This is a genomic window from Myxococcus guangdongensis (genome assembly GCF_024198255.1).
Classification (GTDB): Bacteria; Myxococcota; Myxococcia; order Myxococcales; family Myxococcaceae; genus Myxococcus; species Myxococcus guangdongensis.
The window spans coordinates 690,611-704,534 of sequence record NZ_JAJVKW010000003.1; the positions used below are offsets into that span (position 1 = coordinate 690,611).

The 13,924-nt window shown below is 67.3% G+C and carries 14 protein-coding genes; 8 read left to right on the forward strand and 6 right to left on the reverse strand.

Annotated features, from left to right (window positions below; genetic code table 11):
• Positions 1-130: 130 nt before the first annotated feature.
• Entirely contained in the window at positions 131-886 is a 756-nt protein-coding gene (locus tag LXT21_RS12265; protein WP_254038296.1) for a DUF5953 family protein, read from the reverse strand.
• Entirely contained in the window at positions 883-1,779 is an 897-nt protein-coding gene (locus tag LXT21_RS12270; protein WP_254038297.1) for a DUF6310 domain-containing protein, read from the reverse strand. Before LXT21_RS12270 ends, LXT21_RS12265 begins: the two co-directional genes overlap by 4 nt.
• Before the next feature lie 103 nt (positions 1,780-1,882).
• On the opposite strand from LXT21_RS12270, the gene LXT21_RS12275 reads away from it, so the two are divergent.
• The 7 genes from LXT21_RS12275 (at position 1,883) to LXT21_RS12305 (ending at position 9,904) form a co-directional block, all read left to right on the forward strand.
• Positions 1,883-2,869, forward strand: coding sequence for an RNA ligase family protein (locus tag LXT21_RS12275; protein WP_254038298.1), 987 nt, complete (start codon positions 1,883-1,885; stop codon positions 2,867-2,869).
• Positions 2,870-3,241: 372 nt separating this feature from the next.
• Positions 3,242-3,529 (forward strand): hypothetical protein, encoded by a 288-nt coding sequence (locus tag LXT21_RS12280; RefSeq protein ID WP_254038299.1) that lies wholly within the window; start codon positions 3,242-3,244, stop codon positions 3,527-3,529.
• 84 nt (positions 3,530-3,613) lie between these two features.
• Positions 3,614-4,828: an RICIN domain-containing protein gene (locus LXT21_RS12285; RefSeq protein WP_254038300.1), complete on the forward strand. Its 1,215-nt coding sequence runs from the start codon at positions 3,614-3,616 to the stop codon at positions 4,826-4,828.
• Positions 4,829-5,129: 301 nt separating this feature from the next.
• Positions 5,130-7,451 carry a Kelch repeat-containing protein gene (locus tag LXT21_RS12290; RefSeq protein ID WP_254038301.1) on the forward strand — a complete coding sequence of 774 codons (2,322 nt, stop codon included), beginning with the start codon at positions 5,130-5,132 and terminating at the stop codon, positions 7,449-7,451.
• A gap of 146 nt (positions 7,452-7,597) precedes the next feature.
• Positions 7,598-8,242 (forward strand): HAD family hydrolase, encoded by a 645-nt coding sequence (locus LXT21_RS12295; RefSeq protein ID WP_254038302.1) that lies wholly within the window; start codon positions 7,598-7,600, stop codon positions 8,240-8,242.
• Positions 8,243-8,265: 23 nt separating this feature from the next.
• A complete protein-coding gene (locus tag LXT21_RS12300; RefSeq protein ID WP_254038303.1) occupies positions 8,266-9,321 on the forward strand; it encodes a Rieske 2Fe-2S domain-containing protein in 1,056 nt (351 codons plus the stop codon).
• 7 nt (positions 9,322-9,328) lie between these two features.
• Positions 9,329-9,904, forward strand: a complete 576-nt coding sequence (locus LXT21_RS12305) for an RNA polymerase sigma factor (protein ID WP_254038304.1) — start codon at positions 9,329-9,331, stop codon at positions 9,902-9,904.
• Positions 9,905-10,040: 136 nt separating this feature from the next.
• Here the strand turns inward: LXT21_RS12305 and LXT21_RS12310 are convergent, their stop codons facing one another.
• The gene (locus LXT21_RS12310) at positions 10,041-10,253 is read right to left on the reverse strand and encodes a hypothetical protein (RefSeq protein WP_254038305.1); all 213 of its coding nucleotides are present in this window, start codon (positions 10,251-10,253) and stop codon (positions 10,041-10,043) included.
• Between the two features lie 150 nt (positions 10,254-10,403).
• Complete coding sequence (locus LXT21_RS12315) at positions 10,404-11,825, reverse strand: TolC family protein (RefSeq protein WP_254038306.1); 1,422 nt, start codon at positions 11,823-11,825, stop codon at positions 10,404-10,406.
• A gap of 326 nt (positions 11,826-12,151) precedes the next feature.
• On the opposite strand from LXT21_RS12315, the gene LXT21_RS12320 reads away from it, so the two are divergent.
• Positions 12,152-12,634, forward strand: coding sequence for a MarR family winged helix-turn-helix transcriptional regulator (locus LXT21_RS12320; protein ID WP_254038307.1), 483 nt, complete (start codon positions 12,152-12,154; stop codon positions 12,632-12,634).
• Positions 12,635-12,672: 38 nt separating this feature from the next.
• Here LXT21_RS12320 and LXT21_RS12325 read toward each other — a convergent pair whose 3' ends face one another.
• Together LXT21_RS12325 and LXT21_RS12330 are read right to left on the reverse strand one after the other, a co-directional pair.
• Positions 12,673-13,470 carry an energy transducer TonB gene (locus LXT21_RS12325; RefSeq protein WP_254038308.1) on the reverse strand — a complete coding sequence of 266 codons (798 nt, stop codon included), beginning with the start codon at positions 13,468-13,470 and terminating at the stop codon, positions 12,673-12,675.
• 16 nt (positions 13,471-13,486) lie between these two features.
• Positions 13,487-13,921 (reverse strand): ExbD/TolR family protein, encoded by a 435-nt coding sequence (locus LXT21_RS12330; RefSeq protein WP_254038309.1) that lies wholly within the window; start codon positions 13,919-13,921, stop codon positions 13,487-13,489.
• Positions 13,922-13,924: the final 3 nt, after the last annotated feature.

The following is a 13,924-nucleotide window of genomic DNA, read 5'->3' on the forward strand; positions in this document are numbered from 1 at the left end:
TCCGGTCCCCAGGCCCAATCCTTGTCATGGAGAGGGCCAGGGTTGACATTCATTGTTTGTCACGGCGGGTGAGGCCCGCAATCTCCTTCGGTTCTGCGTGATGTACGTGCGGGCACCCGGAGCCGAGGAGTCAAGGCGCTGCGCGGCCGCCGATCTCCGGGAAGCGCTCATAGGCGCGCTTGAGCGCGTCGAGGTGGGCGGGGTTGTCCAAGTCGAGCGGCGCCTCGGTGAGCTGTACGACCCAGCCCCCCGTCGCAGTGCGTCGAGCCCGTGAGAGCAGGTCCGCGTCACGGGCGGGGTCCGGGAACCCGATGGCCTGTGCGGCAGCGGCGGACCAATAGTTCAGCCACCCGAGGTAATAGGGAATCTCGGGCGAGCGGATGTGCTCGAAGAGCTTGAGGGCGGGCAGCCCCCGGCGTGGAGACGGTGGCCCTTCCAGGGTGGGGGCGGTCTGATACGCGATGTCTACTGCAGCGTCATGTGGCGTCGCACGCCCCCAGAACGCGTTTGTGCCCTCCGCGACGCGCTCCAGCATATCTGCGGCTGCCATGTTGACCGCAGCATCGAGCGGCAACTTCGCATGGACTTCAAACAAGGCCTGACCGCCAGGACTGAAGAGTCCTGCGTTCTTCCTCCCCATCACCGTCACGGGGTAACTCTCATCTCCGTTGCATACCAGAGGGAATCCCCCGTCCTTGAGCTTTCCTACGAGCCACGCGTCGCGCTGTGGCAATGCTGCAAGTCGTCGCCCTCCGGTCACTCGCCAATCGAGCCGTAAGCCAGGGAGCGCCTGTTCCATCCCCCGAACGGCAGCGAGTGGGCGGCTGTCATCGCCTTCAAGTGCAGGCGCGTAGACGGTCAGAAGGAGCCGATTCTGGGTGGTCATCGAGTACATCCCGTGACGACAATTCTGAGAGAGGGAACGAGAGCGATCAGCGCTTCTTTGTGCGCCTGGGTGCTCACCCCGATGATGAAGTCATATCCACATATTGCCGCGGCGTTCCGTTCCTTTGCGATTTGCTCCAGTTCCCTCTCAAGCTCCCGGTCTCGGATGAAGTCGGAGTATGTGTCAAATCGATGGGTCTTGATCTCCCACAGCACACTCGCGCCGACCTGCAGCGCATCGAAGCGCTCGCCGCCTACGATGACGTCCATGCCGGGATAACGGTTGGGCGGAAACTTATCAGCGCACTCGTTATGGGCGGCATCGTCGCCCGCGTGCGGAACTGGGACGGGCTTGCAGTCCGGGCGGCGCTCGCGCGTCCGTAGCTCAGGTGGGCCAGGAGGAAACCCGTCCTGCCCTGATGGCTCAGGCTTTCGGTTTGCCGCAGGCTTCTTGAGGGGCTGCGTCTGGACCTCGGGGCTCGCGCTCTCGCGAGATGCCCGCCGATACGCAACCAGTTCTTCGTTGATGGCGGCCGCCACCACGACCGCACCTGCGACAATCACGGCCCCGACGATGATTTCGGGCGCAATCAGAACGCAGATTCCCAATCCAAGTGCGGCAGCCCCCGCAGAGGCGACAGCGCATCGTCCCGTGACATCACGAAACTCGAGCCGGTCATGGTCGAGTGCATGGAAGCACCGCTCCACCAGCACGGCCCATGCGTTGGAGGCCTCTCGTACCACGCATTGGCCTCCATCCGCCCATGGCAGCGTCGCCGCTCTCTGGAGGTTGGCGACTCTCGGGTTCCGAGTTGCTGGGCTCCTGGGGCTCGGCTCTGTTGTCGCGCAGGCCGAGAGAAGCAGCAGAAGTGCGGCGCAGGCGCGGAGTCGCATGGTCACGTCCGTTCAATCAGGCAGGCATGTCGTGGGTCAAGGAGGACCAGCCGCGCTCGAGTGAGGACAGCGCGGCACGACCACTTCAGGCATTCTCCCGGGCATGGCACAGCCACCTCCCTTCCGGACCTACGCGAAGATGCCCGCGGCGGGCGAGCCGAAGTCGGTCGCCAGTCCCGGCGGCCCGTGGATCGCACTGGAGAAGGTGCATGGCGCGCAGTTGGTCATCGCCGTGCGCGCGGGGCAGACGTGGTTCGGCAAACGCAAGGCGTGGCTGACCGAGGAGGAGTCCTTCTTCGGCTGGCAGCTCGTGCGAGCGCAACTGGGGCACGCCGCCGAGCGAATGGCTCAGGCGTTGGGGGCGGCCGCCAGCACCGTGTACTTCTACGGAGAGCTCTTCGGTGGGCACTACCCGCATTCGGAGGTGCCACCCGTGCCGGGTCTGTCCGCCGTGCAGACGGGCATCTGGTATGCGCCAGACCTGCGCTGGTCCCCATTCGACGTCCTGCTCGCACGGGATGCGGAAGACGAGGGTGTCTTGCTGGCCCACCCGGAGCTGGAGGCCGTGGCGAGGGATGTAGGGCTCATGACGCCTCCCGTGCTTCGCCGGGGAACTCGCGGCGACATGGACAGCGTCCCCACGCGGTTTCCTACGCGGGTCCCCGGCCTGTTGGGGTTGCCGACGCTCGCCGACAACGTGGCGGAGGGGCTGGTCATCAAGAGTGAGCTGCGCGCCTCACCGAGTACGCGTGCCTCCGTCAAACGGAAGATCGACGAGTTCAGCGAGGGCCGCTTCGACGAGAGCGAGGCGTGGAGTCCGAACCAGACCCTCTCGGTGGAGACGCTCGTGGACTGGTCCGCGCGATTGGTCAACCCCGCGCGAGTCGCCAGCGCCATCTCCAAGTGCGGACGCGACCACATGGACGCCCTGCTCGACGAGGTGGTCCTCGACGTGCGCGTGGACTTGGAGCTGGCGTTCCCGCTAGCCTATCGCTCGCTCGATGCCACAGCGGAGGAACTCCTCTCGAACCGGACTCGCGAACGGGCGCGGGTGCTCATCCAGGCTGCGCTCGCGCCCCATGGTGCGTGAGGATGAATAGCCTGATGGTCAGCGACTCCTTACCTGAAATCGGTCTCTCATTTCGTCTGCTGTCGTGAATGCATGTAGTCTTTGGTTTGCGTTCACAGATAGATATTGGTTTCCATGCAATTCGTCCCGAGGCGAGCGGAGATTCGCGCCGATCCCCTGGGCACGGACGAACTGCCGCTGCTGGCCATTCTCCAGTACGACGAGGCCACGGTCGCTGTGAGTGTGGTGGTGTGTCCTATGAGTCGCCTGTTGGCAAGGGGACATCACTCTGGTGACTTGAAGGATTGAGTCGTCAGGAAATGATGGGATCGCTTGAGCGCGCCAGCGGAACTCCCCGTTGGCACGTCCTCGTGCAACCCAGGAGCTTGACCTATGCGAATCATCTCTCCGCTGCTCGCTGTCGTCGTGGGCCTCACCCTCTCCATGGTGGGTTGCGGCGGCAACGCATCCGAACCCGAGCAGGCTCCCCCGGCCGAGTCCTCCGGCGTCGATGAGCAGCGCCCCGAGGGTGAAGTCACGCAGATGGCCATCTGCCCGCGGGTATGGAGGTGTGACTCCGTTGACCGGAACTTCGTCACGTTGGCTGACTGCACCGCCGCATGTGGTGGTGACACCTGCTATCGCGACTACGCGTGCAGGCCCGCCTGTGAGTGTCCCTGAGGCTGCCTGAGGGCGGGTTCGACATGCCTCCATCGCCAGCGTGGTGGGTTGGGATTGCCTGCCACACCTGGCGTATGATGAGGCATGCACTCTCCAAGATGGCTCCTCCTGGCAGCCCTGGCATTCGCTTGCGTCGCCTCCGCGGCCAGCCCCGCTCCCACCTATCAGGTCCGGACCATCGAGGGCTGGACGGTTCGCATCGATGACCGCCTGTTCTCGGCGGCGCACAAGCCGCTAACGGACAAAGCCCTGGTGCTCCTGGCCGCGCAGCTCAAGGAGGTTGTACGGGTCGTCCCCGCGGGCCCTGTGGCTCGGCTCCGGAAGGTAAACCTCTGGCTGTCGCCTCCCTATCCGGACGCGCGAGAAGGGGGGCGGTACCATGCCGGCGACGCCTGGTTGGGCCAGCCGGGTCGCAACATGGCGATGCTCAAGAGCATCGAGTTCTCGAACGTCCTCATCTTCGAGAAGGAGACCCAGCGGATGCCCTTGTTCGTGTTCCATGAACTCGCCCACGCCTATTACGACCATGTGCTCCATGAGCACGCCGACATCAAGGCTGCCTATGCGCGCGCGGTTGCCAACAGGAGCTACGAATGCGTCGAGCGCAGGCGTGGGGCCGACCTGCCCATCTCGTACGAGCCTGCCTATGCCATCCTCGACGAGTGGGAGTACTTCTCGGAGACCTCGGAGGCGTTCTTCAGCCGCAACGACTTCTATCCCTTCACACGGGAAGACCTGGCCAAGCACGACCCTGGCATGCTCGCGCTGCTCGAGCGGATGTGGCAGATGCCCACGACCACGAAACCCACGCCTCCCACGACAGACACCCCGCCGGTGGCCGCCGCCTTCGATGCCCGTTGCTACTACCGGTTGACGACTCTGTGGCAGGGCGAGGGCATGTCGTTGGACATCCTCGGGGACCGCAAGGCCGACAACTTGCCCATCCTCGCCAGGACGCAAGGCCTCACGGGGCAGAAGTGGAAGCTGACTCCGGAGGCCAACGGCTACTACCGACTGACGACTCAGTGGCATGGGACCAGCCTGTCGCTGGCGAATACCGCCGGCAATCACCCCCTCCTCGTCAAATCCGCGGATGTTCCGGAGCAGCGATGGAAGCTGATTCCGGAGCCCAACGGCATCTACCGGTTGACGACCCAGGCGCAGGGCGATGCGCTGTCTCTGGGCATCGTCAATGACGGCAAGACCAACACCACCGTCACTCTCGCCAAGACCGTCTGCAGTGACTCGGGGCAGTTGTGGAAGGTGACCGCCGAGCCCCCTGTGAGGGATTCGGAGTGAGCGCGGCACGGATGGGCGCGCTGGCCATTCGTTCGGGTCAGGGCGACTCCAGGGCGAGGCAGTCCGCTCCCATGGGTCCATCCTTGTCATGCGAGGGTCTGAGCCGACATCCATTGTTTGTTTGAAGTGAGGGTGTTTCCCGGGCGCGAGGGAATGGTCTACTTCGCGCGCTCGCACGCTCCGGTTCCTGAGGTGCGTGTGAGCGTTTCCCCACGGCCCGCGCTACTTCGCTCACCTTGCATCCACCTTCTTCGTCGGAGGGCGAGGCCGTTTCCTGCTCGTACTGGAAAGGAATGCCCGAATGAGGATGCAAGCCAGGCAGCGCTGGAGTCGTTTGTGTTGGGTCATCGCGATGGTGTTCACCGTCTGGGGCTGTGGCTCCTCGGTTGAGCAGGAGCAGACGGGCTCCGTGGAGTTCATGAGCGCGCTGTCCGACGCGCTCGCGGGAGAGGACGTCACCCGCGTCACGGTGACGCTGACGGCCACGGGCGTGCCCGCGTCGACGGTGGTGTTGACGCAGGAGGCAGGGGCGTGGCGTGGCACGTTCCACCAGGTGCCCGTGGGCAACTCGCGGACCTTCACGGCGGAGGCGTTCGATTCACAGGGCGCGCTGCGCTATCGCGGCGTGGCGGAGGGCGTCACCATCGTCGCGGGCGAGACAGCGGTGGTGGCTATTACGCTCCAGTCGCTCTCCAGCGGCACGCCGTTCGAGAACACGGTGCCGTGTATCGACTCGCTCATCGCGTCAGCGAGCGTGGTGATGCCGGGTGGGAGCATCGTCCTTCGCGCCACGGCGCACGACAAGGACACTCAGGACACGATTTCGTACGCGTGGAGCGCGACGGGCGGTGCGTTCACCACGACGGGCACTGCGACCACCACGTGGACCGCGCCGCAGGTGGCGGGTGAGTTCGCGCTGACGCTCACGGTGACGGACTCGCGTGGCGCGGCGACGAGCCTGCGCATCGACGTGCGGACGCTGTCGACGGATGGCGGAGCGGGGATGGGCAGCGCGAATGTGACGGTGTCCTTCAACATGGCGCCCACGGTGCGTGGAATCACTGTCACCCGTTCTCCGGTGCCGGTGGGGCAGGGGACCACGGTCACCGTGGATGCGGTGGACGCGGATGGGGATGCGCTGAGCTACCAGTGGTCCACGACGTGCGCGGGGGCGTGGACGCAGGCGACGTCCGCCGCCGCGACCTTCACGCCGAGCGCCGTGCCGGCCGGAGACCCGTGTGGCAACTGCGCGCTCAACGTGACGGTGTCGGACGCGCACGGTGGCCGGACGCAGGGCACGCTGCGCGTCTGCGTGGGCCCTGGCACGGGTCCGAGCATCCCGCCGCGCATCGTGCAGACGTATCAGTCCGCGACCACGGTGGCGGGTGGTGAGTCGGTGACGCTGCGGGTGCTGGCGGAGGATGGAGATGGCGGGGCGCTCGGCTTCGGCTGGGCGGCGAGCGTCGGCACGCTGGGCACGGCCACGAGCGGCTTCACCTCCAGCGAGGTTCGCTGGACCGCGCCGGCCTGTGTCGCGCAGGGCAGCGCGCCGACCGTCACTGCCACCGTCACGAATGCTCGCGGCTTCGCCGCGTCACATGCGTTCAACGTGAGCGTGGTGAACGGGACGAACTGTGGCAGCGGCTCTGCCGCGAAGTGGGATGCGACGGGGAGCATGCTTGAGGCTCGCATCCGCCATCAATCCCTCGTGTTGCCGTCCGGCAAGGTTCTGGTGACCGGAGGGTATGTCAACTCGACCTTCATGCCTTCGGCTGAACTCTACACCCCGGAGACCGGGAGTTGGACTTCCGCAGGCAGCATGCGCCGAGCTCGTATCAACCACACGATGACCGTGCTGCCCTCCGGCAAGGTTCTCGTGGCAGGAGGTCTTGCGAGCACGAGTGTGAACTCGATCATGCGCGACGTGGATCTGTATGACCCACAGACGAACACCTGGACAGCCGCGGCACCGATGACCTTCGACCGGGAGTCGCATACGGCGACGTTGCTGCCCTCCGGCAAGGTGTTGGTGATTGGTGGTACCCACCCTTCGAGCGGTGGGGTCCGCATCCCAGAAATCTATGACCCCGAGACGAATTCCTGGACGCCTGTTGCGACCGTGAATGCGACGACGAATCGTTCGGGCCACTTCGCGCTCATGTTGCCATCCGGAAAGATCTTGGTCGCGGGAGGTGGCGTGGCCGCCGAACTCTATGACGTGGCTACGGACACCTGGAGCCTGGCGACAGGGCTGACGGGAACCTCCTGGACGCGGGCCTTCTTGTTGCCCTCCGGAAGAGTCCTCGTTCACGCCTACGCCTCCTTGATGGAGTACGACCCGGCGCTCAATCAGATGAGGACCGCTGGCTCCTGGATTCATGGTCGGACCTGGTCATGTCTGGTCATGCTCCCTTCTGGCCGCTTGCTCCAGACGGGAGGCACGGAGGGCGTCAGCGCGACCGCTGAGATGTTCGACCCCACGCTTGGGACGGCTCGCTATATCGTGAGCATGCCCACGACGCGGGCCTATGCCCCTTGCTCCCTGCTTCCGAATGGCAAGGTGCTCATCTCCGGGGGCATGGGCGACACGGTCTTCAACACCGCCGTCCTCTTCACCCCGTAACCCACACAGCCCCGCCACCCTCGCGTGACGCCGAGCGAGGGTGGCGCCTCTTCTTCCGGGCACCTGTGCGCTCACCGGCTCGGGTGCCCGGAATCTCCAGCCCCAAACACGTGCCCCCAACCCCCGAACCACGTATGCAGGAGCGCATGAGCCGCGCTGACTCCCGTGGAATCCTCTTCGACCTCGACGGCACGCTGGTGGACTCGCTGCCGGACATCATCGACAGCTTCCTGTACGCCTTCCCCGCGAATGGCCTCCAGGCACCCACCTACGCGCAGGTGCGCGCCCTCATCGGCCTGCCGCTCGACATCATGTACGCAGAATTTGCGCCCCAGCACGTGCCCGCGCTGTGCGCCTCCTACCGCGAGCACTATCCGCTCAACTTCCACCGGAACTCCCGCCCGTACCCCGGCGTCCTCGAGCTCCTCCACACCCTGCGCGAGCGCGGCTACCTCCTGGCCGTCGCCACCACCAAGAAGAGCCCCATGGCCCGCCGCTTCGTCGACGCCATGGGCCTGGGCGACGTCCTCCACCACGTCCAGGGCACCGACGACTTCCCCCACAAGCCCGCGCCGGACGTCCTCCACCGCGCCCTCGCCGCCCTCGGGACGCAGGGCCTGTGGATGGTCGGCGACACCTCGCTGGACCTCCGCGCCGGCAAGGCCGCCGGCCTGCGCACCTACGGTGTCACCTGGGGCACTCACCCCGTGGAGGAACTCGCCCGTGAAACACCGGATGAACTCCAGCCAGACCTGAAAAGACTATTGGAGCACCTTCCTCCCCTGTCCTGAGTGGCTCGCTATACTTGGAAAGTATGGAGCCACTGCCCGACGTCCTCCGTCACTTCCATCCCGTGCTCCCTTCCCAGTCCCTTCGTCGAAAGCCCGTGCGCGTGGAAGTGGCCGGCCGCGCCTACGCGCTGTTCCGGGACGAGAAGGGGAGCCCCGCGGCACTCGCGGACACGTGTCCCCACCGCTTCGCGCCCCTGTCCAAGGGCAAGGTGCGACCGGACGGACGGCTCCAGTGCCCGTATCACGGCTGGCGCTTCGACGCGCAGGGCCGGGGCGCCAATCCCAGCCAACCCGACCTCAAGCACTGCGACGTGAAGAGCTTCCAGGTGGTGGAGCACCACGGCTACCTGTGGCTGGCGAACCGTGAAACACCGCGCTCCGCCCTCCCCGAGCTGCCCCTGAACGACGGCTACGTCTTCGGCGGCAGCTTCTCGGTGCCCTTCGAGGCGCCGCTGCATGTCTCGCTCGACAACTTCAGCGAGGACGAACACACGCCCTACGTGCACACCCGCCTGGGCTGGGACGACCCGCACGCGGGCGACGTCGAGTTCGACGCGAAGAACCACGACGACCACACCGAGGTCCACTACCGCGCCCCCCAGCGCCCCGCGCCGTTGATGAAGCTGCTCGGCGTGCGCAACGGTGACTTCTTCCACAACGACTGGCTGACGCGCTTCGACCCCGTGCACAGCGAGTACGTCGTGAGCTGGAGGTCGCCCAAGGGCGAGCAGCGGCCGTTCATCACCCGCGCCAACATCTTCTTCGTGCCGGAGACCGCGAAGCGCACGCGCCTGCACGTCTTCTCCTTCCTGCGCTGCGTGCAGCCGTGGCTCACCCCCTTCCTGCCGGTGGCGGCGAAGGTGGCGCGAGAGCTCACCCGCTGGGAGATTGTCGACGACGCGCGCTTCATCCCCACCGTCGCGGACACGCCCTACAGCCACCGGGGCATGCGCCTGGACCGCTACGACAAGCCGCTCGTCCACCAGCGCCGGCTGATGGAGCGCATCTATTTCCGTCAGCCCCGCACCGTCACCGAGGACGAAGTGCCCGTGGTCGTGACGCGCGAGGCGGTAGGCTGAAGGGCGCATGAGCCTGGATGCACACGTCCTCGAAACCCTCGTGGCCCAGCGAAGGCGCTTCCTCGCCTTCCTCGCCCCCCGCGTCGGCAGTCCCGAAGAGGCCGAGGAGGTCCTCCAGCTCGCCCTGGTGAAGGGCCTGGAGAAGGGCGAGGCCCTGCGCGACGAGGAAAACGCGGTGGCCTGGTTCTACCGCCTGCTGCGCAACGTGCTGGTGGACCGCCACCGCCGCGCCCAGCGCGAGTCCCAGGCCCTGGCCCTCGAGGAGGCCGAGGCGCCTCGCTCCACCGAGGATACCGCCGCGCTCGAGTCCAGCGTGTGCGCGTGCGTCGCGGGGCTCGCCGACACCCTCAAGCCCGAGTACGCGCAGGCCATCCTCCGCGTGGACCTGGAGGGCACGCCCGTCGCCGCCTTCGCGGGCGAGGAGGGGCTCACCGCCAACAACGCCGCCGTGCGACTGCACCGCGCCCGACAGGCCCTGGGCCGCAGGCTCATCGAGCTGTGCGGGACGTGCTGCACCCACGGCTGCGTGGACTGCGTCTGCGAGCCAGGCCGCCCCCGCGTGGGCGACGCGCCCTCATCCTGAGGTGAAGTGGAACCGCGGTGCCGGCTCGGCGGACCAACGCGCGAGGGCTCGACGCGGAAAGAGATTCCCGAGGGCCGTCTTGCTTCGTGGAGTCATGTGCTCCACGAAGGCTCGACGGATTCCCGCTGGACGGGCGTCAGTGCGCCGGTTGAGCGGGTTCCTGTTGCGGCTGCGAGCCAACCCCGGCCCGGGCCTCGTACGCGTTGCAACCACTCGCGCCGGAGACCTTCAGGTCGAACTTCCGCAGACTCGCCTGCATGCAGCGCTGCGTCTCGTTGTCACTGGGGTTGGGTTTGTCGCTGGCGAAGTAGCGACAACCCTTGCAGTTGCCCCACGTTCCTTCCGCCATGTTGACCTCCTCGGTGAAAAGGGTGCTTCGACTTCTCTCCGAGGTTGGGGCCGGTGGTGGGCTCTCACAAGAGCCCCGCCCACCTTCCCCAGGAAGCGCTCGCCCCGGTGCCTGGCGTCGAGCGTCCAGGTCACCGAGGCGTGAGCACGCCTACTGCTGCTCGGGCGCCGGCTGCTGCGTCTGGACCGGAGCGTCGGGCGCGGTGTGCTGCTGCAGCTGGGTGGCGTCGCCGGGCAGCGGCTGCACCACGGGCGGCGCGGCGCTCTCGTCCTTCAGGTCCGAGTCGAGGCCACGCGCCTCGAACGCACCCACCGAGCGCAAGAGCTTCAGCGCCGCGACGGACGCCTGCAGCCGCTCGGCCACCAGGCCAATCTCCGCCTGCGTCAGCGCCGTGTTCGCGTCGGCGACTTCCAGGTACGTGGCGACGCCCGCCTTGAAGGAGACGTCCGTCAGGCGCTGCCCCTCACGCGCCAGCTCCACCGTCTGCTCCGCCTTGAGGCGGTTGGCCAGCGCGCTCTCCAGATCCAGCTGCGCCGTCTTCACTTCCTGACGCGCCGTCAGCTCCGCCTTGCGCTGCGTGGCCAGCGACTCGGCGATCTTCGCGGACGCCTCGGAGAGGTTCGCCTCGCGAAGCCCGCCGTCCCACAGCGTCCAGTTGGCGCCGAAGGTGATGAGCCAGACGTCCGCGCGACCCTGGAAGCCCGCCGCGTTCGCCACGCGGAACTGCCCCGTCACACCCAGCGTGGGCAGGTAGCTGAACCACACGCCGCGCTTGTTGATGCGCGCCAGCTCCGTCGTCTCACGCGCCGCGGCCACATCCGCGCGCTGCTCGAGCGACTTCTGCACCAGCACCTCCGCCTCCGTCTTCACCGGCACCTGCGGCTCGGGAGGAGGCGCCACCTCGAAGTCCGGGCTGTCCACCGCCAAGAGCGTCGCCAGCACCAGCTTCGCGGACGCCAGCGCGTTCTTCGCGCGGATGAGGTCCTGCTCGGCGCGCGACAGGTCCTGCTCGGCGCGCAGGAGCGCCACGCGCGTCACCGTGCCGGCGTCGAAGCGGACCTTGGTGTCCTTGGCGCGGGCGCCGTTGAGCTCCACCAGCCGCTCCTGCACCGTCACCGCCTGGGCCTGCGCCGCGGCGCCGTAGTACGCCTGCGCCACGCCGAAGAGGATTTCGCGCCGGGCCTGCTCCACGTTGAGCTCCGCGACGCGCTCGCTCTTGTACGCGGCCTGGATGCCCGCCCACAGCTGCGGGGCGATGATGGCCTGACGCAGCTCCGCCTGGAACTGGCGCTGCACCAGCGGCTGGATGACCACCGGCTCGGGGCCCAGCGGGCCGGGAGGGATGATGGCCGCGTTGGAGTTGCGCACGATGGCCGCGCCCACGGTGACGGTGGGCAGGTAGCCCGCCCACGCCTTGCGCGACGCCGTGTCCGCCTGCCGCAGCCGGGCCTGGGCCGCCTTCAGGTCCAGGTTCTCCTTGCGCGCCTGGTTGAGCGCGTCCTCCAGTGTCAGCACGGGGGGCGGTGCCGCGGCCAGGGTGGCCGCCAGGGTCAACGCCAGAAGTGAGCTCATAACCGCCTCTGCCTCCTCGTGGAGCCCCGCGCCAGCGCGGAGTGCCCCATTTGCGTCCTCGAAGGACTTGCTACGGGTTGTGTCTTGGGTGCGCGCGCCCGGACGCCTTGCCCGGATGCGTCATGCTCTGTGGGAATTCAGCGCGAAGTGCCGAACCGGCTCTTATGAAGTTCGTCCGCCGCCGCATCGCTTCTTCCGCCGTCCTGTTCCGCGTCCGGCCCCACATAGGCCATGTCGTTCTATTTTGGAAGCTCCGGAATGTAGTAACCCTCAATAGTTGATGAAATCAATTGTTTAGGTGGGCGGGGTGAATTACCATGAGAGGTATGAGCGGAAGCAGCGAGAGTCTGGAGCGACGCGGCAGGTCACCGGACGCCGGGCAGCAAGCCTCTGAGGACACGGGGCTGCCCAGGCAGGCGTGGACGCTGCTGTTCGAGCTGATGCACGCGCACATGCGCAACTTCCCCGCGCTGGCCGCGGAGTTCGAGCTGTCCCCGGTGCAGGCGCACGTGGTGCGTCAGCTCGGCGAGGGGCCGCTGGCGATGAGCACGCTGGCCAACTACCTGTCCTGTGACGCGTCCAACGTGACGGGCCTGGTGGACCGCATGGAGGCGCGAGGCCTCGTCGAGCGCCGCAGCAGCGAGCAGGACCGGCGCGTGAAGATGCTGGTGCTGACGGAGGCGGGCGTGGCCCTGCGCGAGCGGTTGCTCGAGCGGATGGCGGAGCCGCCCGAGCCCATCGCCGCGCTGTCGGACGAGGATCTGCGCGCGCTGCGCGACATCATGCGCCGGGCGCTGCGCTCGCAGTGACGTGGGGGGCCCCGGAGGGACGGGGCCCGCGCGCCGCTTCAGTCCAACAGGAACGTGTACGAGTACTTCATCTCCGTGGACACCGCCTCGCCGCCCTTGATGGCGGGCTTGAAGCGGAAGCGCTTGATGGCGTCGCGCGCCGCCTCGTTGAGGCCGTAGCCCGGGCCGGAGATGACCTTGGCGGAGACGACGCGGCCCTCGTTGTCGATGGTGATGGACAGCGTCACCGTGCCCTCGATGCCCGCGCGGCGCGCCTCCTCCGGGTAGGGGACCTTCACCTCGGAGGCCACGGTGGGCTCGGAGTCCACCTGGTAGATGGGCGTGTACTTGGGCGCCGAGTACCCCTTCACGTCCTTGGGGTCCTTCGCGGTGCTGTCCACCTTGCCGTAGGACGTGTTGCCCACGGGCGCGGCGAACGAGCCCGCGCTGGTGGTGGACGACATCGTCATGCCCACCACCAGCGGCGGCGGCTTGGCCTGGGGCGTGGGCGGCGGCGGCTCGTTGGGGGGCGGCGGTGCCTGCTCGGGCGGAGGCGGCTGGGGCTTCGTCTCCGCGACCTTGATGGGCGGCGGCTTCACCGGCTTGGGCTTGGGAGGAGGCGGCTTGGGCTCCTCCTTCTTCTCCTCGGGAGGCGGCGGCGGAGGCGGCTTCCGCACCTCCACCATGACCAGCTCCACGGGGCGCTGCACCACGGGGCGGGGACGGTCCGCCATGTGGCTCAGGTACCAGAAGCCCACGCCGTGCAGCACCAGCGACACGAGCAGGAAGGCGCCCACGAACACGAGCGAGCGCTCGCGGCGGGGGAAGGAGTTGTCTTGGAGGACCGCCTGGCTCATGTGCTGTGTCGTGCCGTCAGGGAGTGGCGGGCGCGGCCGCGGGGGCCACGTCCTTCTCGATGTTGAGGGCGAACTTCGCGATGCCCTGGCCCTTCACCGTGTCGATGAGGCGCATCACCTGTCCGTAGGCGATGGTCTGGTCGGCGCTGATGATGGCGCGCGTGTCCTTGTCCTTGGCCACGGCCTCCGCGACCTTGGTGGTCAGCTCCGGCTCCGTGACGGCCGCGCCGTCGAAGTAGAGCTTGCCCTCCTTGTCGAGCACGACGTTGACCAGGCCCTGCACCGTCTCGCCGCCGTTGGCCGCGCGGGGCAGGTCCACCTCCACCGTCTCGCGGACGATGAAGTTCGCCGTCACCATGAAGATGATGAGCAGCACCAGCACCACGTCCACCAACGGCGTGACGTTGATGCCCGTGATTTCCTCTTCGTTCTCCTGCGCGCCGCCCGCCATGGC